The sequence below is a fragment of the Pseudomonas sp. MMS21 TM103 genome (assembly GCF_022132145.1).
Classification (GTDB): domain Bacteria; phylum Pseudomonadota; class Gammaproteobacteria; order Pseudomonadales; family Pseudomonadaceae; genus Aquipseudomonas.
Genome location: NZ_JAJISP010000004.1, coordinates 1 through 22,945, shown reverse-complemented (window position 1 = coordinate 22,945; position 22,945 = coordinate 1). Strand labels below are relative to the sequence as shown.

The window sequence follows — 22,945 nt, the reverse complement described above, 5'->3', positions numbered from 1 at the left end:
CGCCCGGGCTTCTCCGTAGAGGTTTATGCCTCGACCCAGATCCCTTCGTGGTTTTCCTCGCAGCTCAGCGCGTGCAGCGATTGCCCGGCGCAGGGGCCGGCGACGCACTCGCCCGAGTCGATGAGAAAAAGTGCGCCGTGGGTGGCGCACTGGATCAGGCTGGCGCTGTGGTCGAGAAACTGGTCCGGCAGCCAGTCCAGGGGGATACCCTTGTGCGGGCAACGGTTGCGGTAGGCGAACACCTGGCCGTCCTTGCGCACGGCAAACAGCTTTTCGCCGTCAATCACGAAGCCCCGGCTCTGACCTTCGGCCAGCTCATTCGGGGCGCATAAACGCATCATCAGCATCTCCAGAGTAGGCGGGCATTATCCCGGACTGCGCTGGCTTGCCAAGCGCAGTCCGCCCGCAGGCGCAGAAAAACTGGCGATTGCACTGTTCCGCCGCGCGGGATTGACTGGCGGCCTGAGCAGCAGCCTTTTATCCTGCCAGCCACTCTTTGACCGCAGAAGCCCAACCGACGCCATGAATCCTGTCATTCAGCCGCGCTCACTGTTTATCGCGCTGGGCCTGTTGCTGGCGCTCGCGCTCTGGCTATCCCTGGCGCTGGGGCCGGTCAGCCTGCCGCTGATCGATACCCTGCAAGCGGCACTGCGCCTGCTCGGCATGCCCGTGGGGGGCGTCGAGCTGGAGCAGGCCGAACTGATCCTCGGGCAGATCCGCATGCCGCGCACGCTGCTGGGCCTGACCGTTGGGGCGGTGCTGGCGCTGTGCGGGGTGGCGATGCAGGGCCTGTTTCGCAACCCCTTGGCCGACCCCGGCCTGGTCGGGGTCTCCAGTGGCGCGGCGCTGGGCGCGGCGGTCGCGATTGTCGGTGGCGCGGCGTTGGGTGGTCTGCCGGAGGTCTTCGCGCCTTACCTGTTATCGTTGTGCGCCTTTATCGGTGGCCTCGGGGTCACGGCCCTGGTCTATCGCCTGGGGCGCCGCGACGGTGAGACCAGCGTGGCGACCATGCTCCTGGCCGGCATCGCTCTGACCGCGCTGGCGGGCGCGGCCATTGGCCTGTTCACCTACCTGGCGGATGACACCACCCTGCGCACCCTGACCTTCTGGAACCTGGGCAGCCTCAACGGCGCCAGCTATGCGCGGCTGTGGCCGTTGCTGCTGGTCACCCTGGCGGTGGCGCTGTGGTTGCCGCGGCGGGCCAGGGCGCTGAATGCCTTGCTGCTCGGCGAGTCGGAAGCGCGCCACCTAGGTTTTGCCGTGGAGCGGATCAAGCGCGAGCTGGTGTTCTGCACCGCCCTGGGCGTCGGCGCCGCAGTGGCGGCGGCGGGGATGATTGGTTTTATCGGCCTGGTGGTGCCGCATCTGATGCGCTTGCTGGTCGGCCCGGATCACCGCGTGCTGCTGCCGGCCTCGGCGCTGGCGGGCGCCAGCCTGCTGCTGTTCGCCGATCTGGCCGCGCGGCTGCTGCTGGCGCCGGCGGAACTGCCGATCGGCATTGTCACCGCATTGATTGGCGCGCCGTTCTTTCTCTATCTGTTGCTGCGGGGGCGTGCCTGATGCTGCGAGCGGAAAACCTGGCGGTGCAGCGCGGCTCCCGGACCGTATTGACGGATATCGACCTGGAACTGCGGCCCGGCGAAGTGCTCGGTGTGCTCGGTCCCAATGGCGCCGGCAAGAGCACCTTGCTCGGGGCGCTCTGCGGCGAACTGCCCCCGTCCCGCGGCCAGGTGTGGCTCGATCAGCGCCGCCTCGGTGACTGGCAGGGCGCCGAGCGCGCCCGGCGGCTGGCGGTGTTGCCGCAAGCCTCGACGCTGAATTTTGCCTTCCGCGTCGAGGAAGTCGTGGCCATGGGCCGGCTGCCCCATGCCAGCGGTCACCTGCGGGATGCGCAGATCGTCGACGAAGCGCTGCAGGCGGCGGATGCAGCCCACCTGGCCGGGCGCAGCTACCTGGCCTTGTCCGGCGGCGAGCGCCAGCGCGTGCACCTGGCGCGGGTGTTGGCGCAGCTCTGGCCGGGTGGCGAGGGGCAGACCCTGTTGCTCGACGAACCGACCTCGATGCTCGATCCCCTGCACCAGCACACCACCCTGCAAGCCACCCAGGCCTTTGCCGAACGGGGCGCGGCGGTGCTGGTGATCCTGCATGACCTGAACCTGGCCGCGCGTTACTGCGACCGTTTGCTGCTGCTCGATCGCGGTCGTTCGCATGCGCAGGGCAGCCCGGAGCAGGTCCTGCGCGCCGAGCCGCTGCAAGCGGTATTCGGCCTGGAAGTACTGGTGCAGCGCCATCCGGAACGGGGGCATCCGCTGATCGTGGCGCGCTAGAGTTATACGCTCGGCGCAACTACTGTTTGCTCGCTGCTACTCTTTGCCTAGGTTTATCTGCAATGGCTACCGGATCGGCTGGATGACGCTTCATCCGCCCCCCAATGGCGAGGGTGGCCGAGCAGGTACTGTCCTCGTGCCCAGCTCTGCTAGTTCCTACAACAACAAGGATTTCCTTATGCGCACGTTGCTTGTATTCGTCGCCATTCTTCTGTCTGGCTGCCAGGCCTCCCTGCCGCCGTTACCTGCCTGGCAAAGCCCCGAAGGGCGCGCGCATGCCGAGCCGGGCCAGATCGTCGATCTGCGCACAGGGCAGCGCCTGAGTCCGCAACAGCTAATCGAACACCTGGCCCCAGCGCCCCGCGTGCTGGTCGGTGAACAGCATGACAATCCCGATCATCATGCGTTGCAGCTCTGGTTGCTGCAGGCGCTGGAGACGCAACGGGCGCAGGGCAGCCTGCTGCTGGAAATGCTCACGCCAGAGCAGCAGGGCCGGGTCGATGCGGTGCGCGCACGTATGGCCGCGGGCCAGCCGGTCGCCGATCTGCCGGCCGCATTGGCCTGGCAAGCAGGCTGGTCCTGGAAACTGTATGGGCCGATCGTGCGGCATGCGCTTGCCCAACCCTACCCGCTGCTGGCCGCCAATCTGAATCGCGCGCAAGTGCGCCAGGTCTATCGCAAGCGCCCGGCGTTGAGCGGCGCACTGTCCACGTCGGCGCTGGTGCAGGAGCCCTTGCTGGCGCAGATCGGTATCTCCCACTGCGGCAAACTGCCGAAGAGCCAGCTGCCGGCCATGCTTTCCGTGCAGCAGCAGCGTGACCGGCGCATGGCCACGGCACTGGAGGCTGCGCCACAGCCCGGTCTGTTGTTCGCGGGCACCTTTCACGTGCGGCGCGACCTGGGCGTGCCGCTGCACTTGGCGGACCTGGGTGATAAAGCTGCCAGCCGAGTGCTGATTCTGGCTGAAGAGGGCCAGACGGTCAGCGCCGCCGCCGCCGATTACGTCTGGTACACCCCGGCGTTGCCCGCGCGCGACTACTGCGCCGATTTCGCCCGCTAGCAGTTGGCTGCTCCGCTGCGGTCTGGCCGTTAGGCGTTGCCTGGGCTATTCGTCTCCCTGGAGGGGCGGATTTCGCCCGAATCCTGCGGCTGCAGCGCAACGCCGTCCAGTCGCTCTGAAGAGGAGCCCCTCGCGGGAACCTAACCCTGCCACGACCTGACAGGCTTCGTGCCTCAGTCTGCGCGGGCCGACTCATCGGGCAAGCTAGGGGGTGGTGATGGTTGTCGGGCCGGCCGGCTTTTCACCGGGCCCAGCTGAGCGGCAAGGGACATGCGCCGTACGCGCCCCCTACCATGGTCGCGCAGTGCGTCAGGCGAATAATCGGCCACACTTAGCCTCAGGAGGTACGGGCTATGGCCAATCGCACACTGCGGGCCCAGCGGCTGGTGGCATTGTTCATGCTGGGTTGTCTGCTGTTCAGCTATCCCTTGCTGGCGCTTTTCGATAGCGGCGGCGAGGTGTTCGGTATTCCTCTGCTGTTTGCCTACCTGTTCGTGGCCTGGGCCCTGCTGATTGTTGCGATGATCCTGGTCGTCGAGTGCTCGAGCCAATGAGGAGGCGCTGTCCATGCCGCTCGCTGGCTTGATCCTGCTGACCTCCTGCGCCTACCTGGGCATCCTCTTCGCTATCGCCTACTGGGGTGACAAACGCGCCGATGCCGGCCGCTCGATCATCGCCAATCCTTATATCTATGCGCTGTCGATGGCGGTGTACGCTACCTCCTGGACCTTCTACGGCAGCGTTGGTCGGGCGGCGGTCAGTGGCGTCGGTTTTCTGCCGATCTACCTCGGGCCGACCCTGATGGCGGCGCTGTTCTGGCTGGTGCTGCGCAAGATGATCCGCATCAGCAAGGCCAATCGGATCACCTCGATCGCCGACTTCATCGCCGCGCGCTATGGCAAGAGCGCGCTGCTTGGTGGCCTGGTCACGCTGATCGCGGTGGTCGGTGTGATCCCCTATATCGCCCTGCAGCTCAAGGCGGTGTCCAGCAGCTTCCTGATTCTCTGGCAGTATCCGACGATTCAGATGCCGAGCTCGGGTCAGGCGCTTGGCCCCCTGCAGGACACCGCGCTCTACGTGGCGCTGCTGTTGGCGATTTTCACCATCCTGTTCGGCACCCGCCATCTCGACGCGACCGAGCGCCATGAAGGCATGGTGGCGGCTATCGCGTTCGAGTCGCTGGTCAAGCTGCTGGCTTTTCTGGCGGTCGGTCTGTACGTCACTTTTGGCCTTTACCATGGCTTCGCCGACGTATTCGAACAGGCCGCGCGCTTGCCCGATGTCGACCAATTGCTGGCCTTCGGCGGTCCTGCTGGGACTTATGGCTCCTGGGTGTCGCTGATTTTTCTATCGATGCTGTCGATCCTGTTTCTGCCGCGCCAGTTCCAGATCAGCGTGGTCGAGAACGTCAACGAGAACCACGTGGCCAAGGCCATCTGGCTGTTTCCGCTGTACCTGCTGGCGATCAATATTTTCGTCCTGCCGATTACCTTCGCCGGCTTGATGCATTTTCCCGCCGGCACGGTGGATGCCGATACCTTTGTCCTCACCCTGCCCATGGCCCTGCGCCAGGAGTCGTTGGCGCTGCTGGTGTTCGTCGGCGGGCTCTCGGCCGCCACTGGCATGGTCATCGTCGAGACCATCGCGCTCTCCACGATGATCTGCAACGATCTGGCGATGCCGCTGCTGCTGCGCTGGAAGGCCCTGGGCCTGGCGCAGCGGGCGGACCTCTCGGGCTTGCTGCTGGGCATCCGCCGCGGCGCCATCCTGCTGTTGATGCTGCTCGGTTATGTGTATTACCGCGCGGCGGGCGAGGCCTACGCGCTGGTCTCGATCGGCCTGGTATCGTTCGCGGCGGTGGCGCAGTTCGCCCCGGCGATGCTCGGCGGCATGTACTGGAAGCAGGGCACCCGCGCCGGCGCCCTGAGCGGGCTGTCATTGGGCTTTCTGCTGTGGCTGTACACCCTGCTGTTGCCGGCGTTCTCCAAGTCCGGTTGGTTGCCGCTGAGTTTCATCGAGCAGGGGCCGTTCGCCATCGCCTGGCTCAAGCCGCTGGCGCTGTTCGGTCTGGCGGGGCTGGACGAGATCGGCCATTCGCTGTTCTGGAGCATGTTGGCCAATCTCGGCGCCTATGTCGGCGTCTCGCTATTCGGTCAGCAGAGCAGTCGCGAGCATGCCCAGGCGCTGCTGTTCGTCGATGCCTTCAAGGTGGCCGGACGCGGCTCCAGCCTGTGGCGCGGCAGCGCCTCGGTGACCGAGGTGATTGCCTTGGTCGGGCGCTTCCTCGGCCCGGCGCGGGCCCGTGAGGCCTTCGCCGGCTACGCCGCGCAGCGGGGCCTGGCGTCGAGTGCCGAGCTGGTGCCGGATGCCGATCTGGTGCACTTCGCCGAGCAACAGCTGGCGGGTGCGATTGGCACCGCTTCGGCGCGGGTGATGCTGGCCTCGGTGGTGCAGGAGGAGCCGCTGGGCATGGACGAGGTGCTCGGCATTCTCGACGAAGCCTCCCAGGTGATCGCCTACAGCCGCCGCCTGGAGCAGCAGTCGCATGAACTTGAAATCGCCACCGGCGAACTGCGCGCGGCCAATGCGCGGCTGCAGGAACTCGACCGTTTGAAGGATGACTTCATCTCCACCGTGACCCACGAACTGCGTACGCCGCTGACCTCGATCCGCGCCTTCTCCGAGATTCTCAACGACAACCCCGAGCTCGATCCGGCGCAGCGCGCGCGCTTCGTCGGCATCATCGTCAAGGAGAGCGAGCGCCTGACGCGGATGATCAACCAGGTGCTTGACCTGGCCAAGCTCGAGTCGGGCCGTGCCGAATGGCACACCACGGCGCTCGATCTGAAGGAGGTGATCGAGGACGCCCAGGCCACCACCAGCCAGCTGTTGCAGGAACAGGGCGTGGCACTGCGCCTTGAGCTGCCGGCGCAGATTCCGCCGGTGCTGGCCGACCGCGATCGCCTGCTGCAGGTGCTGCTCAATCTGATCTCCAATGCGGTGAAGTTCTGCGACCGCGAGGCGGGGCGCATCGGCATCGCCGTGCAGGTCCTGCCGGAGGCGTTGCAAGTGGACGTGCGCGACAACGGCTGCGGTATCGACCCGGCCGATCAGCAGACCATCTTCGAGAAGTTTCGCCAGGCCGGTGACAACCTCACCGAAAAGCCGCAGGGCACCGGTCTGGGGCTGCCGATCAGCCGGCAGATCATCGAGCACTTCGGCGGCCGGTTGTGGGTGAGCAGTGCGCGCGGACAGGGAGCGACCTTTTCCTTTACCCTGCCCTTGGGGCAGGCGAATGCGGCTGCGTCAGACGCAGGCCGCGAGACGGAGTATGGCGTATGAGCAAAACCGTATTAATCGCCGACGACGAACCGAACATCGTCATCTCGCTCGAGTTCCTGCTTGAGCAGGCCGGTTATCAGGTAATGGTGGCGCACGACGGTCAGGAGGCCCTGGAGGCCATTGAGCGGCAACCGCCGGACCTGGTGCTGCTCGATGTGATGCTGCCTCGCCTGAGCGGTTTCGACGTGTGCCAGAAAATCCGCGAGAATCCGCATTGGCAGCACATGCGCATTGTCATGCTCACGGCCAAGGGGCGCGAGGTCGAGATCAGCAAGGGCTTGGCGCTGGGGGCCAATGCCTACATCACCAAGCCGTTCTCGACCCAGGAGTTGCTGGCGCAGATCGGCGCGCAGTTGGCGGTCGAATAGTCGATGAGTCCACGTCTGCGTTTCGTCTTTTGGCTGTCCATCCTCAGTCTGCTGCTTGGCAGTTTGCTGGCGCTTGCCGGGGGACTGTTGTGGGCCGACCTGAACAGCCAGGAGCGTGCCACCGTGCTCGCGCTGCTGGCCGGGCGTGGCGCGCTGTTGGTGGTGCTCTCCGGGCTGCTGCTGATCCCGTTCGGCGTGCTCCTGCGCCTGTGGCTGGCAGCCTACCCTGAGGTGGTGATCCGCCTGAGCGAGGAAGTCGGCATCATCCACCGGGTCAACCCCGCGCACCGCGTGGCTCTCACCGGCAGCCGCGACATGCGTCGGCTGGGCGCCGCCCTGAATGCCTTTGCCGAGGCGCATTGCGCCCTGCAGCGTGAGGTGGCGGTGCGCATCGAGGAGGCCAATGCCCGTCTCGAGCAGGAGAAGAATCGTCTGGCCGCGCTGATGTCGGAGCTCGAGCAGAGTGTGCTGGTGTGTAATCGCGAGGGTCGCATTCTGCTCTACAACAGCAGCGCCAGCCTGTTGCTGGAGCCGGACGCCGCTGGCCCGGCTGGTGCGCCGGTCGGGTTGGGGCGCTCGATCTTCGGCATTCTCGATCAGCGCTTGATCGTGCACGCCCTGGAGCGGGTCAGGCAGCGGCTGCAACAGGACAATCCCAGCCCGGTGGCGCATTTCGTCACGGCACGTGGGGCCCATCTGCTGCGAGCGCAGATGGCCCCGGTGCTGGATCAGCAGGGTGAGCTGATCGGTTTCATCTTGATCCTCGATGACATCACCCGAGCGGTCGAACTCAACAGTCGCCGCGATGCGCTGTTGCAGCAACTGACCGAAGGCACCCGGGCGGCGCTGGGCAATATTCGCGCGGCGGCGGAAACCGTCGAGCAATACCCGCAGATGGATGCCGAGCACCGCCAGCGCTTCGGCAAGGTGATCAGCGATGAGGCGCAGCGGCTTTCCCAGCACCTTGAGCAGGCGCTGAGCCAGCATGCCGACCTGCTGCGCCCGCAGTGGCCGCTGGAGGACATGCTGGCGACCGACCTGCTGCTTGCCCTGCAGCGTAATTTTGCCGCCACGCTGGGTGTCGCCGCCCGTTACCAGGGCGGCGACGAGTCGCTCTGGCTGAGCCTGGACAGCTATTCCCTGGTGCAGGCGCTGACTCAGTTGATGGGCGCCATGGTCGCCACGCTGGGCATTCGCGAGGTGGCGTTCGAACTGGCCGTCGAAGGCCGTTTCGTGCGCCTGGCCCTGCGCTGGAGCGGAATGGCGCTGGACCCCCAGCAGTTGCATGAGTGGGAGCAGCGGTCGTGCAGTCCGGTAGCCGAAGACAATGCCGCCGCGTCTACCCTCAAGGAGGTGCTGGAGCGGCACGGCGGCGAACTCTGGTGCCAAGCCGATGCGCTCACCGGTGACAATCGCCTGTATCTGCAGTTGCCGGTGAGCCAACCGGAAGTGCAGGCGCCGCTCCCCGCCCGGGTTCAGGGGCGCCCGGTGTATTACGACTTCGACCTGTTCAGCCAGCCGGGGCAGACCCCCGAACTCGACGAAATGCCGTTGCGCGAGTTGGCCTACACCGTGTTCGACACCGAAACCACCGGGCTCGCGCCCTCCGAGGGTGACGAAATTATCTCGATCGGTGCGGCGCGTATCGTCAATGGCCGACTGCTGATGCAGGAATGCTTCGAGCAACTGATCGATCCGCACCGAGCCATCCCGCGTGAATCACAGCTGATACATGGCCTCTCGCCACAGATGCTGGCGGGGCAGCCGAGCATCGGCGAGGTGCTGCCGTTGTTTCAGCGCTTTGCCGAAGATACGGTGCTGGTGGCCCACAATGCCGCCTTCGACATGCGCTTCCTGCAACTCAAGGAGGCGCAGACCGGCATCCGCTTTATCCAGCCCGTCCTCGATACCCTGCTGCTGTCCGCCCTGGTGCATCCGGGGCATGCCGCCGACGAACATCGCCTGGAGCAGATCGCCACGCGCCTCGGTGTGCCTGTGGTTGGCCGGCATACCGCGCTGGGCGATGCCATGGTCACGGGCGAGGTGTTCCTCAAACTGATCCCCTTGCTCGCCGAACGTGGCATTCACACCCTCAAACAGGCACGTGAGGCATCACGCAAGACCCTCTACGCCAAGATCGAATATTGAGCGCAGGTTAAGCACCAGGGGCAGCGGGGCGCAGGGGGGGGGCGGGCAGCGTTGCGCTTCAGTTCGCCACCGCGCCCTCATTTCGGCACTGGATGATCGGGCGGCGAGCACTTTCTGCCGGGCAAAAAAAGACCCGGCAAGAGCCGGGTCAAAACCGTGATTAGCCTGATGAGGAGATAATCTGAAGAGGCCGACTGAAGGTCTCTTGAGCTTATCCGCCGATCTTGCGACCGGCTGCTGCTAATAATATCGATTATCATTTACAAGTCAATCGCCTTTGGCGAAATAACTCCAGGCCGTTGTCTGGGGCAGGACAGAGAAAGCAAACCCGGCGCATGGCCGGGTTTTCGAGTGCGCCGCACGACTGGCTTTCAGGCGGTTTCAGGCAGGCGCAGCTGGGTCACTTCCTTGTTCAGCAGGTCGATCCTCCGCGCCATGCTTTCTATCAAGCTGTGGGCAATACGCGGGTTGCTCTGCATCAGGCTTAGGAACTGCTCCTTGGGGATCACCATCACCGTGCAGGGTTCGTCGGCTAGCACGGTGGCGCTGCGCTTCTCGCGGGTGAAGACGGCCATGGCGCCGAAGATTTCGTCTTTCTGCACGTCACCGACTCTGTGCCCGTCGACATAGGCGGTGGCGTGGCCCTCGATGATGATGAACACATGGTCGGCGGCATCGCCCTGGTGGATCAACTCTTCACCAGCGGCGAAGTGCTGGAAACCTGTCGCGGGACGGATTTCCGGTTGCTTGAGGCGTGCCAGAGCGTCTGACAGCAGGGCGGTGTGCCCGATCAGGTACTGGATGAACAGCTCCTGGCGCGGCTCGCTGACATAGATGTGCTTGAATACTTCACTGCGTGAATAGGGGATCAGGCTAAGCGACTCTTCGCTGCTGTAACGGCAGCTGGGCAGATCGATGCCCTGGCGCAGGCCGACCAGGTCACCTTCCTGCAGGTAGAACAGCGGGCGTTCGTCGACCAGGGCATGCAGCAAGCCATTCTCGATAATGAACAGCTGGTTCTCCGGCAGTTCTTGAGCCAGGTCCTCGGCGCGCTCCAGTTTCAGGGCGGCTCCGCAGGGGGCCAGGCCTTCCAATAACTGGGTGGGGATGCTTTGCAGTCGGTTGATCAGTTGGTCGGCGTAAGCCGGTTGCTCCCCGAGTAGATACATGAGCGTAATTCCTTGAACTGGCTAGTCTGGCTAAAGCGCACGAACGTCCCTGAGACAATAAGCGGTGCCAGGTCATAGGTAAATCACTGTGCGCAGAGGTTGTGAGCTAGCTCTTGTTGTCCGGCGGACAAACATCGAGTCGACCATTCAATTCGGCTTTGTGGGCGGGTGGTAATTCACTCCAGTGCACATCGAGCAAGGCGCCCTCGATGGCATAGAGTAAAACCTTGGATGCGCGGAAACCGCGCGCCCGTACGGCGCGGTAGGCATCGACCGCACCTAGCCTGCGTAGATCGTTGGCGCTGTGGATGCCGACAGCATGCAACCACTGTGCGGAGGTTTTGCCAAGGTTCTTCAAATGTTGCAATTCGTCATTCATCCAGCCCCCCTTTGCGCTGTTTGCGAGCGGTTGATCAAACACTCAGTGCGCGATGCCTACCAGCAAGTGTAGTGGCCAACTGACAAAGCGTGGCTGCTTGATATCGCCCCAGGCCCTGAGTAGAGCCGGCTCCAGTTCGCTGACCGGATCGCGACCTTGTTGGCGCTCCAAGTACTGCACGGCAGACCAGGTGCGCAGATAGCCGGTCAGCTGGGTAAAGCTCCAGTGTGCCTCGATGGCAAACGCCGGTGGTTCGAGGCGCGGGAAGGGCATCTGGATATCACGGTAGCCTCTGTCGACACTGTCGCGCCCTGGTGGCCAATAACCACCGAGAGTGTTCCGATAAAAGTCGTCGATCAGTTCATCCAGTGGGCCATCTATGCGCATCAAACCGTAGCACCAGGCGCCGAACAGGCCGCCGGGTTTGAGCAGTCGGGTGACCTCGGCGAAGAAAGCCGGGGTGGCGAACCAGTGCAGGGCCTGGGCGACCACGATCAAATCGAGGCTGGCGCTGATCAGGGGTTGGGCTTCGGCCTTGGCGGCGAACAGGATAATGCCCGAGGGCGTTTGGGCGGCACGCAGTTGATCGAGACTGGCATCGCAGGCCAGCACTTGGGCAAAGTGCTGGCGCAATGGCACGCTGGCCTGGGCATTGCCGCAGGCGATGTCCAGGGCGCATTGCCGTTCGGCGCAGTGGCTGGTCAGCCAGTCGAACAGGGCGGCCGGGTAGTGAGGGCGGAAACTGGCGTAGGCCCCGGCATTGGCGCCGAACAGTTGGGCGATTTCGCTCATGATCAGCGCGTGCGGTAGCGCAGGCGTGTGCCGAATTTAACCGACATGAGTATCTCGTCGGCGCTCAGGTCGGCTGGGAAGTAAACTCCGGAAATCTGAGCATGGGCCAGGCTGGCGCCTTCAAGTTGGGCCTCGCGCAGATCAAGCCCGCGTAGATCCGTGCCGCGAAAATAGGCGTCGCTGAAGTTAATGCGCTTGGCGTCGATAGCGCGCAAGTCAAGTCCGCGAAAGTCGCCATTGCACAGGTCTACCTCACCGTCCTTGGGCTTCTGGGCATTGAAGCCGGCAATGTCTTCATTGTGCAGCAGGTTGTAGAGCGGGCTATCGAGTTGATAAGGCTGGCTCATGAGCAGGACGTCCGTGATGGGGGCCCTGCCAGTATAGAAGCCGCGACGCGCTTTGCCCGTCGCGGCTGTTCCGCTGTCGCGGCGCTTACAGCCCGGGCAGGTGCTGACGAATCCGCGCTATCAGGCTGTCCAGGCTGGCGCTTTCATTGGTGTCGACCCGCGTGCTGTGAGCGAGTTCGTCCTGGCCGAGAGCTTCGCGGTTGGCTTGCTGGGCCTTGATCACGTCCATCGTTGCGTCGGAGGGATCCTGGGCCTGGTCCTGGCGCAGGGCCAGCCAGCTGGCGATCACGGCGTCGGGAGCGTGGCAGTCGAGAATCAGGAAAGGCACGCCGGTGTCTTCGGCAATCTGGCAGGCCGCCTGGCGTTGCGCCTGCTTGAGGTAAGTGGCATCGATCACCACCGGGAAGCCGGCGTGCAGCGCGGCATCGGCCAGTTGATGCAGGCGTTGGTAGGTTGCATCGCTGGCAGTCTGGTTGTAGATGCCGGCGCCTAATTGGTCTTTGTCGGCAGTGTTCTGCTCGCCGAACAGACGCTTGCGCTCGACATCCGAACGCAGGCGAATGGCCCCCAGTGCTTCGACCAGGCGCATGGCCACGTGGCTCTTGCCAACGGCGGAAACCCCATGGGTAATGGCCAGCAAGCGCGACGGGATAGCGCTGTAGCTCTCCGCCAGCACGGCGTAGCGGCGGTATTGGCGCAGGATCACTGCGCGCTGGACCGCATCGGTCTCCTGGCCGAGGCGGAACAGGCTGACTTTGCCGCGCACCATGGCGCGGTAGGCCTTGTAGAAGTTCAGCAATTCAAGCGCCGCATAGTCGCCGGTGCGCTCCAGCCAGGCGCTGACAAAGCGTCGGGAGAAGGCCTTGAGGCCACGGTCTTCCAGGTCCATGGCGAGGAAGGCGGCGTCCGAGGCAATGTCGATCAGACGAAAGGGTTCGTTGAATTCGATGCAGTCGAACAGCACTACCTGGCCGTCGAGCAGGGTGACGTTGCCCAGGTGGATATCGCCATGGCATTCGCGAATGAAGCCTTCGGCCTTGCGCTGCGCCAGCAGTGGTTCGAGCCGGGTAAAGCTACTCTCAGCCCAGGCTTGCAGGGCATCGAGTTGCTGCAGGTCGGCCTTGTCCGAGAGCAGTGGACGGATCTGCTCGAAATTCTGCCTGACTGGCGCCATCACCGCTTCTGGTGAACCCAGCTCATGGGCCAGGGGTACTTGTGGCGCGTCGAGGTGGAACCGGGCGATTTGTTCAGCCAGCGCATCGACATGCGCCTCACTCAGTTCGCCGCGCGCCTGCACCTCGGCGAGCAATTGGTCCTGAGGGAACTGGCGCATTTTCAGGGCGTACTCTATGGCCGGGCCATCGCCACCCAGTTGCGGTGCTTCGATACTGCCGCTGATCGGCAAGACTTCCAGGTACAGGCCTTGAGTGAGGCGCTGGTTGAGGCGTAACTCTTCCTTGCAGAAGTGTTCGCGAGCGGCCAGCTCGGTGAAATCGAGAAAGCCGAAATTCACCGGTTTCTTGATCTTGTAGGCGTAGGGGCCGGTCAACACTACCCAGGAGATATGCGTCTCGATGACCTGGAAAGCCTCTACCGGATGGGGATATAGGGCCGGGTTCTGCAGGGCGGCAATCAGGGCTTGGCTCACGGGCGATCCTTGGCTTTCAAACAAATAAGAGGCGGGCATTATGGCCGCTGAGAGCCGCTGTGCAAACCGCCGGACTGCTCCTGCTTGTCCGGGGCAAAGTGCGTATAATGCCGCGCCATGACTCGTACCCGATCTCCTCGTTCTCGTTCAAAGCGCCGCTCGCGTGGCATGCGCCCCTGGTTGGGCTGGGCTATCAAGCTTGGTCTGGTCGGTTTGGTGGTGTTCGCCGGCTTTGCGGTTTACCTCGATGCAGTGGTGCAGGAGAAATTTTCCGGCAAGCGCTGGACCGTGCCCGCCAAGGTCTATGCCAGGCCTCTGGAGCTGTTCGTTGGCCAGAAACTGACCAAGAGTGACTTTCTCCAGGAGCTGGATGCCCTCGGATATCGCCGCGAGAGTGCGGCCAATGGTCCGGGCGCCGTGTCGGTAGCCGGCAATAACCTCGAGTTGCACACGCGCGGCTTCCAATTCTATGAAAGCCGTGAGCCGTCACAACAAGTACGCGTGCGTTTTTCCGGCGATTACGTCGCCGGCCTGAGCCAGGCCAATGGCAGCAGCCTTGCTGTGGCTCGATTGGAGCCGATGTTGATTGGCGGTTTGTACCCGGCCCATCAGGAAGACCGCTTGCTGATCAAGCTGGAGCAGGTGCCGCCCTATCTGGTGGAAACCCTGGTGGCGGTCGAAGATCGCGAGTTTTTCAATCATTGGGGTGTGTCGCCCAAGTCGATTGCGCGTGCCGTTTGGGTCAATGCTACGGCCGGGCAGGTTGTCCAGGGCGGCAGCACCTTGACTCAACAGCTGGTGAAGAATTTCTACCTGAGCAATGAACGCAGCCTCATTCGCAAGGCCACTGAGGCCATGATGGCGGTGCTGCTTGAGCTGCATTACGACAAGCAGGATATTCTCGAGGCCTATCTCAACGAGGTTTTTCTGGGCCAGGACGGCGCCCGCGCGGTGCATGGTTTCGGGTTGGCCAGTCAATACTTCTTCAGTCAGCCGTTGGCTGAGTTGAAGCTCGAGCAGGTGGCTTTGCTGGTCGGCATGGTCAAGGGGCCAACCTATTACAATCCTCGGCGCAATCCCGAACGCGCCATGGAGCGGCGTAATCTGGTGCTTGATGTGCTGGTCCAGCAAGGCGTGGTAACGCTTGATGAGGCGGTTACGGCCAAGCAGAAGCCACTCGGCGTGACCCAGCGCGGCAGCATGGCTGATAGCTCGTATCCGGCTTTCCTCGATCTGGTTAAGCGCCAGTTGCGTGAGGATTACCGCGAAGAGGATTTGACCGAAGAAGGTCTGCGTATCTTCACCAGCTTTGACCCGATTCTCCAGCTCAAGGCCGAAAGTGCCCTGGCAGACTCGTTGAAACGTCTGTCCGGCCGTAAGGGGGTGGACCAGGTTGAAGCCGGAATGGTCGTGACCAACCCGGAAACTGGCGAAGTGCAGGTGCTTATAGGCAGTCGCCAACCGGGCTATGCCGGCTTCAATCGCGCCCTGGATGCCCTGAGACCGATCGGCTCCTTGGTCAAACCGGCGATTTACCTGGCTGCATTGGAACGTCCCAGTCAGTACACCTTGACCAGCTTCCTGGAGGATAAACCCTTCTCGATCAAGGGGCAGGACGGCCAAGTCTGGCGCCCGCAAAACTATGATCACAAGTCTCACGGCACCGTTTACCTGTATCAGGGGCTGGCCCACTCCTACAACTTGTCCAGTGCCAAGCTGGGGCTGGAACTGGGCGTGCCGAACGTACTCAAAACGCTTGAGCGTCTGGGCGTTGCGCGCAAATGGCCGGCCTATCCGTCGATGTTGCTGGGTGCTGGCGCGCTGACTCCGATGGAGGTGGCGGGTATGTATCAGACCATGGCCAATGGCGGCTTCAACACCCCTTTGCGTGGTATTCGTAGCGTGCTGACTGCCGACGGTGAGCCGCTCAAACGCTATCCTTACCAGATTCAGCAGCGTTTCGATGGCGGGGCGATATACCTGCTGCAAAACGCCATGCAACGCACCATGCGTGAGGGCACCGGACGTTCGGTGTACAGCCGCTTGCCCAACTCACTGGCATTGGCTGGCAAGACCGGCACCAGCAATGATTCGCGTGACAGCTGGTTTGCCGGTTTCAGTCAGGATCTGCTGGCGGTAGTCTGGCTCGGTCGCGATGATAATGGCCCGACACCGTTGACTGGTGCGAGCGGCGCCTTGCAGGTGTGGACGGATTTCATGATCAAGGCCGATCCGCTGCCACTGGATATGCCGATGCCGGATAACGTTGTCCAGGCGTGGGTGAATGCCGCCAGCGGGCAGGGATCTGATCCGAGCTGCCCGAATGCCGTGCAGATGCCGTATATTCGTGGCAGTGAGCCCGTCCCTGGTCAGGCCTGTGGTATTCAGGTTCCGGTCGATTCGGTGATGGATTGGGTACGTGGTTGGTTGGATTAAGTGAAGAGGGTGTGACGTGATTAAGTGGTTGATTCCTGCTTTAACCGCCTCGGCAGTGTTGGGCGGTTGTGCCAGTGTGCCGCGCGGCTCCATCCCTGTTGTCGATTCCAGCTCTTCTGTGTATGGCCAGCAACAAGCTGGTACCGGTGGTTATGGCAGTTCGACTGTCCAACCGCCGCAGAGCCAGCCGCAGGATTCCGGTGTGGTGGTGATGGTGCCCGGTGCCGGTGGCAGTTCGGCGCCGATTCAAACGTTTCCGGCACCAAGCTCGCCGATTGGTGGAGAGGTGGGCGGCCAGCCTTTCAGTACGGCCCCCGTCATCAGCGAGCCAGGTTACGGCTCGCCGTCACCTTCGATGCCGAGTGGGATACCGAGCGCCGGTGGTTTGGCCGCCGATGAACAGCTGGATGGTCCCGTACTGGCGTTGCTCACCACCGCCCAGCAGCAGCAAGGGAGTGGTGACCTGAATGGTGCAGCGTCCAGTCTGGAGCGTGCCCAACGTATTGCTCCACGCGAGCCGCAAGTGCTCTATCGTCTGGCTGAAGTGCGTTTGGCCCAAGGCGACGCGGCCCAGGCCGAGCAGTTCGCCCGTCGTGGCCTGAGCTATGCCAGTGGCCGACCTGCGCTGCAGGCCAGCTTATGGAACCTGATTGCCCAGGCGCGTGAGCGTCAGGGTGATCCCGCCGGTGCGGCGCAGGCGCGTGAACGAGCGCGAGTGAGTCTCTGATGGACGCTCGTGTGCCGGCGATCGCCCAGCAGTTATTGCTGATCGAGCGTGAACTGCGGTTGCAGGGCTGGTGGGATGATCAGGCGCCGAGCGATCAGGCGCTGGCCAGTCAGCAACCTTTTTGCGTCGATACGCTGGCGTTCGAGCAATGGTTGCAGTGGATTTTCCTGCCGCGCATGAAGAACCTGCTCGAGAGTGGTGCCCCGCTGCCAGAGGCGTGCGGCATTCAACCCATGGCTGAGCAGGTCTATGGCGGGCACAGTGAGCGGGCCCGCGTTCTAATCAGGTTGCTGGGTGAGTTCGACCGGCTGATTTGTGGTGCGGCCTGAGGCCGCATCCTCTCCAGTGCATTGCCCGCATGGCAGGTTACTTGCAGTTCTTGCCAATGGCCTGCTTGGCTTCACTGATGCGCTGCTGACGTTCTTCTTCGTTCAGGCGGCGTACCTCGCCGTCGACCTCCATGCGCACACGCGGGTTGTTTTCCAGTTGTGACAGGTTGGTTCGCACGGTTTCGCAGTATTTCTTGCGCTCTGCTTCCTGGGTTGCGATCTGCTGCTTCACTTTTTCATCGATAGCGGCTTGCTCTGGGTCGGCGATGTCCTCGAATGTTGGCGTTGCTACAGGTTCGGCAGTCTTCGCTGGTGGGGCGGCGGTATTGATGGTCGTGGCTTGCTGGCCTTGTGGCGGCTGCGCGCCAAAATGAGTGACCCCTTGTGCATCGACCCATTTGTATACCTGGCTGGCCATGGCGCTTGCGCTCAGGGCGAGCAGCAGGCTACTGGTGAGGATCATACGGCGCATGCTGTTTCCTTATTAAGAGCGGCTATACCAGGTGGCTACTATAACCAAAACGGTAGAATCGTCATCCTGCGCTGTGTCACAGCACGTGGGCGTCTGATCGACTATTTGCCCCCTTGCCGCGCCAACGCAAGCCACAGTGCGCTGGCTTAGTTCGGTAGATCAGCGAAAATACGCCCCTGATTGCAGAATCCATCACGGATGACTTGACTTGCCCTCGACGAATCAGAACAATTCAACGTTCGCTGTAGTGGAGTCCGCCGCAAGCAGGCTTTAGCTCAGCAGACATGAGGCGCGTACCCGCGCCGACCTGTTTCACCCGTAACGCGTTACCTCGCGCTGGGTGGGAAGACTCCGCAACACTTTGGAGTATTCCCAATACTTGCTCAGTAGTAGCTGACGTAGTCGGCGACCACCGTCGCTCATGCTCTGCTTGGCAGTAAACCTATTTTAGACCGCCTCCTTCTGGGCGGTTTCTGGCGTTTTAGAGGTGAACAACGTGGAGCTTTTATCCGGCGCTGAAATGGTCGTCCGCTTCTTGCGTGACGAAGGCGTTAAGAACATTTACGGCTACCCTGGTGGTGCCCTGCTGCATATCTATGACGCCCTGTTCAAGGAGCCGGAAGTCAATCACATCCTGGTTCGTCACGAGCAAGCGGCGACACACATGGCTGACGGCTATGCCCGTGCCACCGGTAAAGCCGGTGTGGTGCTGGTGACCTCTGGGCCTGGTGCGACCAATGCCATTACCGGCATTGCCACTGCCTACATGGATTCTATTCCGATGGTGGTGCTGTCTGGCCAGGTGCCGAGCAACATGGTTGGGACCGATGCCTTCCAGGAAACCGACATGATCGGTATCTCCCGGCCGATCGTGAAGCACAGCTTCATGATCAAGCATGCCTCGGAAATTCCAGAAGTCATGAAAAAAGCCTTCTATCTGGCGCAATCCGGTCGTCCCGGTCCGGTTGTCGTGGATATTCCGAAGGATATGACCAATCCTGCGGAAAAATTCGAATACGTCTACCCCAAGAAGGTCAAGCTGCGCTCCTACAGCCCGGCATTGCGTGGCCATTCCGGTCAGATCCGCAAGGCGGCGGAAATGCTCCTGGGCGCTAAACGGCCGATTCTCTATGCCGGCGGCGGCGTGATCATGGGCGGCGCAGCATCACCGCTGACCGAGCTGGCGCAGATGCTCAACCTGCCAGTGACCAACACCCTGATGGGCTTGGGTGGCTATCCAGGTACCGATCGTCAATTCCTCGGCATGCTCGGCATGCACGGCAGCTACACCGCCAATCTGGCCATGCATCATGCGGATGTGATCCTCGCGGTTGGCGCCCGTTTCGATGATCGGGTCATCAATGGGGCAAGCAAGTTCTGTCCGAACGCCAAGATCATCCACATCGACATCGACCCGGCTTCGATCTCCAAGACCATCAAGGCGGATATCCCGATTGTTGGTCCAGTCGAGAGCGTGCTGACCGAGATGGTCGCGATTCTCAAGGAAATCGGCGAGACCCCGAGCAAAGAGGCGCTCGCCAGTTGGTGGAAGCAGATCGAGGAGTGGCGTGGCAGCCGCGGCATGTTCCCCTACGACAAGGGTGATGGCAGCATCATCAAGCCGCAGACCGTCATCGAGATGCTCAGTGAAGTTACGCATGGCGATGCCTTCGTCACTTCCGACGTGGGTCAGCACCAGATGTTCGCGGCCCAGTACTATCGCTTCAACAAACCCAATCGCTGGATCAACTCCGGCGGTCTGGGCACCATGGGTTTTGGCTTCCCTGCGGCAATGGGGGTCAAGCTCAGTTTTCCGGACGCTGACGTGGCTTGCGTGACTGGCGAAGGCAGTATCCAGATGAACATTCAGGAGCTTTCGACCTGTCTGCAGTACGATCTGCCGGTGAAAATCATCAACCTGAACAATGGCGCCCTCGGCATGGTGCGTCAGTGGCAGGACATGAACTACGGCAGCCGTCATTCGCATTCCTACATGGAGTCGCTGCCCGATTTCGTCAAACTGGCGGAAGCCTATGGCCATGTCGGTATGCGTATCACCGATCTGAAAGACTTGAAGCCGAAGATGGAGGAGGCGTTCGCGCTGAAAGATCGTCTGGTGTTCCTCGATATTCAGGTCGATACCAGTGAGCACGTCTATCCGATGCATATCAAAGACGGTGCGATGCGCGATATGTGGCTGAGCAAGACGGAGCGTACCTAATCATGCGACACATTATTTCCCTGCTGCTGGAAAACGAGCCAGGCGCTTTGTCCCGAGTGGTCGGTCTGTTCTCGCAGCGCAACTACAACATCGAAAGTCTGACTGTGGCACCTACCGAAGACCCGACCCTGTCGCGCCTGACGTTGACCACGGTAGGCCACGATGAGGTGATCGAGCAGATCACCAAGAACCTCAACAAGCTGATCGAAGTGGTCAAGTTGGTCGACCTTTCGGAGAGCGCGCACATCGAACGCGAACTGATGCTGGTCAAGGTCAAGGCGACCGGCGCCCAGCGTGCCGAGGTCAAGCGCACTACCGACATCTTCCGCGGACAGATTGTTGACGTGAATACGAGCGTCTACACCATTCAGCTGGCCGGCACGAGCGACAAGCTGGACAGCTTTATCCAGGCAATTGGCGCCGCCGCGATCCTGGAAACCGTACGTAGTGGTGTCACGGGTATTGCCCGTGGCGACAAAGTACTCAGCATCTAAATCTTTAGCGAACGGCCTTCGAGGCCAGGTAATTAGGGGAATTTTCCATGAAAGTGTATTACGACAAAGACTGCGACCTCTCGATCATCCAGGGCAAGAAAGTCGCCATCATTGGTTACGGTTCCCAGGGCCATGCCCAGGCGTGCAACCTGAAAGATTCCGGCGTTGACGTCACTGTTGGCCTGCGCAAAGGTTCTGCCACTGTAGCCAAGGCCGAAGCACATGGTCTGAAAGTAACCGACGTTGCTTCCGCCGTAGCGGCTGCTGATCTGGTGATGATCCTTACTCCAGACGAGTTCCAGTCCCAGCTGTACAAGAACGAAATCGAGCCGAACATCAAGAAAGGCGCCACCCTGGCCTTCTCCCATGGCTTTGCGATCCACTACAACCAGGTTGTGCCGCGCGCCGACCTCGACGTGATCATGATCGCGCCCAAGGCCCCGGGTCACACCGTGCGTTCCGAGTTCGTCAAAGGTGGCGGTATTCCTGACCTGATCGCGATCTACCAGGACGCTTCCGGCAATGCCAAGAACGTCGCACTGTCCTATGCCTCGGGCGTCGGCGGTGGCCGTACTGGCATCATCGAAACCACTTTCAAGGACGAGACCGAAACCGACCTGTTCGGCGAGCAGGCCGTTCTCTGTGGTGGTTGCGTCGAGTTGGTCAAGGCCGGCTTTGAGACTCTGGTGGAAGCAGGGTATGCGCCGGAAATGGCCTACTTCGAGTGCCTGCACGAGCTGAAATTGATCGTCGACCTCATGTACGAAGGCGGTATCGCCAACATGAACTACTCGATCTCCAATAACGCAGAGTACGGTGAGTACGTGACCGGGCCGGAAGTGATCAACGCCGAGTCCCGTCAAGCCATGCGCAACGCCCTCAAGCGTATCCAGGACGGCGAGTATGCCAAGATGTTCATCCAGGAGGGCGCTGCCAACTACCCGTCGATGACTGCCTATCGTCGCAACAATGCGGCCCATGGTATCGAAGTGGTAGGTGAGAAGCTGCGCTCCATGATGCCGTGGATCACTGCTAACCAGATCGTCGACAAGACCAAGAACTAAGGTCTGTCCATGTGAGAAAAAACGCGGCTAATGCCGCGTTTTTTCATTCTGATACAAGGCTTCTGGTATAAAGCCTGATTACTGAGTCAAAGCTGGCGGCGAACCCTGATTGGCAACGTCTGTCGAAATTCTCCAAATCAGTTGCAAGGTGTTGTTCATGAGCGAACGTCCAGAAGAGCCCCAATCGGCCCCAGACGCCGAAAGCTTGCTACCCATCGATGAGCATGTAGAGGAGGGGCACGATGCCGAAGGTCGCAAAGTTCGTCATCGCGGCATCTACCTTCTACCCAACCTGTTCACGACCGCCAATCTGTTTGCGGGCTTCTACTCCATCATCAATGCAATAAACGGCAACTTCTATGTGGCCGCGGCTGCCGTGTTCGTGGCCATGGTGCTGGACAGCCTCGATGGTCGAGTGGCGCGGCTGACCAATACACAAAGTGCGTTCGGTGCCGAATATGACTCGTTGTCCGATATGGTCGCCTTCGGCGTAGCGCCCGCTTTGCTGGCCTTCGAGTGGGCGCTGGGCAGTTTGGGTAAGGTTGGCTGGATGGTCGCTTTCATCTATGTCGCTGGCGCGGCATTGCGCCTGGCTCGCTTCAATACGCAGATAGGTAGCGCGGACAAGCGCTATTTCATTGGCTTGGCTAGCCCGGCTGCAGCTGGCGTCGTTGCCGGTACTGTGTGGGCCTTCAGTGACTTCGGCATCCAGGGCTCTAACATGGCCTTTGTAATAGCCATCTTGGTGGCAGCTGCCGGCATGCTCATGGTCAGCAATATCAAGTACCACAGCTTCAAAGATCTCGATCTGAAGGGGCGGGTGCCCTTTGTCGCCATCCTTGCGGTGGTGTTGGTTTTCGCTGTGGTGTTCAGTGATCCTCCGCGGATTCTGCTGATTATCTTCCTGGCCTATGCAGCCTCTGGTCCGGTGCAATACTTGTTGCAGTTGCGGCGCCGTAAAACTGCTGAGTAAGCGCTGGTCATTTTATTGCCACAAAGCCGCTGATGGGGTTCATCAGCGGCTTTGTCGTATCTGTCACCTGTCTTCTGGCTATGTCGTAGGGCTGTATCGGCGTGTGAATATGGTGTTCGCATGGCGGTGAGGCATTAATATCCATAAAAGCGTAATAATTGGTTGACGTAGTTTCTGTCGGGCCTATAATCCGCACCTCTTCTGGCGCAGGCTTCTCGGTAAACCTCTTGTAAAACAAGAAGTTAGCTTAAAAAGAGAAGTTGCAAAGCAGCGAAAGCTGCGTAGAATGCGCCGCTCCTGCAGGGTTGAGGTTTGGTTCTGCAGGCGGGTCGGTCGAGGTGATCGAAAGCGGTAAAAGAGGTGGTTGACAGCGGGTTGAAACGCTGTAGAATTCGCCTCCCGCTAACGAGAAGCCTAGGGTTGATCGGAAGCGCAAGTGGTTGAAGTTGAAAAGAAATTTTCGTGATCGCTTGACAGTAAATGAGGCTGCTGTAGAATGCGCGCCTCGGTTGAGACGAAAGACTCGGCCACCGCTCTTTAACAACTGAATCAAGCAATTCGTGTGGGTGCTTGTGAGGTAAGACTGTTAGTCGCAAGATTATCAGCATCACAAGTAGGCACTCGAAGTTCGAGAGTTTATTTGGAAATG

General features: G+C 61.4%; 21 protein-coding genes. 14 read left to right on the top strand and 7 right to left on the bottom strand.

Annotated features, from left to right (window positions below; translation table 11 throughout):
* Positions 1 to 23: 23 nt before the first annotated feature.
* Positions 24 to 341 (bottom strand): Rieske (2Fe-2S) protein, encoded by a 318-nt coding sequence (locus LJY18_RS13565; protein WP_238042351.1) that lies wholly within the window; start codon positions 339 to 341, stop codon positions 24 to 26.
* 181 nt (positions 342 to 522) lie between these two features.
* Here LJY18_RS13565 and LJY18_RS13560 point away from each other — a divergent pair, with 181 nt between their 5' ends.
* From LJY18_RS13560 to LJY18_RS13530, 7 genes are all read left to right on the top strand, one after another.
* On the top strand, positions 523 to 1,560 hold the full coding sequence (locus LJY18_RS13560; RefSeq protein WP_238042350.1) for a FecCD family ABC transporter permease: 1,038 nt from the start codon (positions 523 to 525) through the stop codon (positions 1,558 to 1,560).
* On the top strand, positions 1,560 to 2,327 hold the full coding sequence (locus LJY18_RS13555; RefSeq protein ID WP_238042349.1) for a heme ABC transporter ATP-binding protein: 768 nt from the start codon (positions 1,560 to 1,562) through the stop codon (positions 2,325 to 2,327). Before LJY18_RS13560 ends, LJY18_RS13555 begins: the two co-directional genes overlap by 1 nt.
* 178 nt (positions 2,328 to 2,505) lie before the next feature.
* Positions 2,506 to 3,387 (top strand): ChaN family lipoprotein, encoded by an 882-nt coding sequence (locus LJY18_RS13550; RefSeq protein ID WP_238042348.1) that lies wholly within the window; start codon positions 2,506 to 2,508, stop codon positions 3,385 to 3,387.
* A gap of 353 nt (positions 3,388 to 3,740) precedes the next feature.
* Positions 3,741 to 3,941 carry a hypothetical protein gene (locus tag LJY18_RS13545; protein WP_238042347.1) on the top strand — a complete coding sequence of 67 codons (201 nt, stop codon included), beginning with the start codon at positions 3,741 to 3,743 and terminating at the stop codon, positions 3,939 to 3,941.
* A gap of 13 nt (positions 3,942 to 3,954) precedes the next feature.
* Positions 3,955 to 6,729 (top strand): sensor histidine kinase, encoded by a 2,775-nt coding sequence (locus LJY18_RS13540; protein ID WP_238042346.1) that lies wholly within the window; start codon positions 3,955 to 3,957, stop codon positions 6,727 to 6,729.
* The gene (locus LJY18_RS13535) at positions 6,726 to 7,097 is read left to right on the top strand and encodes a response regulator transcription factor (protein WP_238042345.1); all 372 of its coding nucleotides are present in this window, start codon (positions 6,726 to 6,728) and stop codon (positions 7,095 to 7,097) included. Before LJY18_RS13540 ends, LJY18_RS13535 begins: the two co-directional genes overlap by 4 nt.
* Positions 7,098 to 7,100: 3 nt before the next feature.
* Positions 7,101 to 9,245, top strand: a complete 2,145-nt coding sequence (locus LJY18_RS13530; RefSeq protein WP_238042344.1) for a 3'-5' exonuclease — start codon at positions 7,101 to 7,103, stop codon at positions 9,243 to 9,245.
* Positions 9,246 to 9,616: 371 nt separating this feature from the next.
* Here the strand turns inward: LJY18_RS13530 and LJY18_RS13525 are convergent, their stop codons facing one another.
* The 5 genes from LJY18_RS13525 to LJY18_RS13505 form a co-directional block, all read right to left on the bottom strand.
* Positions 9,617 to 10,414 (bottom strand): Crp/Fnr family transcriptional regulator, encoded by a 798-nt coding sequence (locus LJY18_RS13525; protein WP_238042343.1) that lies wholly within the window; start codon positions 10,412 to 10,414, stop codon positions 9,617 to 9,619.
* 106 nt (positions 10,415 to 10,520) lie between these two features.
* The gene (locus LJY18_RS13520) at positions 10,521 to 10,793 is read right to left on the bottom strand and encodes a TfoX/Sxy family protein (protein ID WP_238042342.1); all 273 of its coding nucleotides are present in this window, start codon (positions 10,791 to 10,793) and stop codon (positions 10,521 to 10,523) included.
* Positions 10,794 to 10,835: 42 nt separating this feature from the next.
* The gene (locus LJY18_RS13515; RefSeq protein WP_238042341.1) at positions 10,836 to 11,585 is read right to left on the bottom strand and encodes a class I SAM-dependent methyltransferase; all 750 of its coding nucleotides are present in this window, start codon (positions 11,583 to 11,585) and stop codon (positions 10,836 to 10,838) included.
* A 2-nt stretch (positions 11,586 to 11,587) separates the two neighbouring features.
* The gene (locus LJY18_RS13510) at positions 11,588 to 11,932 is read right to left on the bottom strand and encodes a pentapeptide repeat-containing protein (protein WP_238042340.1); all 345 of its coding nucleotides are present in this window, start codon (positions 11,930 to 11,932) and stop codon (positions 11,588 to 11,590) included.
* 85 nt (positions 11,933 to 12,017) lie between these two features.
* Positions 12,018 to 13,580 carry a bifunctional aminoglycoside phosphotransferase/ATP-binding protein gene (locus LJY18_RS13505; protein WP_238042339.1) on the bottom strand — a complete coding sequence of 521 codons (1,563 nt, stop codon included), beginning with the start codon at positions 13,578 to 13,580 and terminating at the stop codon, positions 12,018 to 12,020.
* A 117-nt stretch (positions 13,581 to 13,697) separates the two neighbouring features.
* On the opposite strand from LJY18_RS13505, the gene mrcB reads away from it, so the two are divergent.
* From mrcB to LJY18_RS13490, 3 genes are read left to right on the top strand one after another with little or no spacing between them, the layout of a single operon-like run.
* A complete protein-coding gene (mrcB, locus tag LJY18_RS13500; protein ID WP_238042338.1) occupies positions 13,698 to 16,016 on the top strand; it encodes a penicillin-binding protein 1B in 2,319 nt (772 codons plus the stop codon).
* Positions 16,017 to 16,032: 16 nt separating this feature from the next.
* Entirely contained in the window at positions 16,033 to 16,743 is a 711-nt protein-coding gene (locus tag LJY18_RS13495; protein ID WP_330872752.1) for a tetratricopeptide repeat protein, read from the top strand.
* Positions 16,743 to 17,072 carry a YqcC family protein gene (locus LJY18_RS13490; RefSeq protein ID WP_238042337.1) on the top strand — a complete coding sequence of 110 codons (330 nt, stop codon included), beginning with the start codon at positions 16,743 to 16,745 and terminating at the stop codon, positions 17,070 to 17,072. Before LJY18_RS13495 ends, LJY18_RS13490 begins: the two co-directional genes overlap by 1 nt.
* Positions 17,073 to 17,109: 37 nt before the next feature.
* Here LJY18_RS13490 and LJY18_RS13485 read toward each other — a convergent pair whose 3' ends face one another.
* A complete protein-coding gene (locus LJY18_RS13485) occupies positions 17,110 to 17,544 on the bottom strand; it encodes a DUF4124 domain-containing protein (RefSeq protein WP_238042336.1) in 435 nt (144 codons plus the stop codon).
* A 496-nt stretch (positions 17,545 to 18,040) separates the two neighbouring features.
* Here LJY18_RS13485 and LJY18_RS13480 point away from each other — a divergent pair, with 496 nt between their 5' ends.
* From LJY18_RS13480 to pssA, 4 genes are all read left to right on the top strand, one after another.
* A complete protein-coding gene (locus LJY18_RS13480; protein WP_238042335.1) occupies positions 18,041 to 19,765 on the top strand; it encodes an acetolactate synthase 3 large subunit in 1,725 nt (574 codons plus the stop codon).
* Positions 19,766 to 19,767: 2 nt separating this feature from the next.
* Positions 19,768 to 20,259, top strand: a complete 492-nt coding sequence (gene ilvN / locus LJY18_RS13475) for an acetolactate synthase small subunit (protein ID WP_238042334.1) — start codon at positions 19,768 to 19,770, stop codon at positions 20,257 to 20,259.
* Between the two features lie 47 nt (positions 20,260 to 20,306).
* Positions 20,307 to 21,323, top strand: coding sequence for a ketol-acid reductoisomerase (ilvC, locus tag LJY18_RS13470; RefSeq protein WP_238042333.1), 1,017 nt, complete (start codon positions 20,307 to 20,309; stop codon positions 21,321 to 21,323).
* Between the two features lie 157 nt (positions 21,324 to 21,480).
* Positions 21,481 to 22,296 (top strand): CDP-diacylglycerol--serine O-phosphatidyltransferase, encoded by an 816-nt coding sequence (pssA, locus tag LJY18_RS13465; RefSeq protein WP_238042332.1) that lies wholly within the window; start codon positions 21,481 to 21,483, stop codon positions 22,294 to 22,296.
* Positions 22,297 to 22,945: the final 649 nt, after the last annotated feature.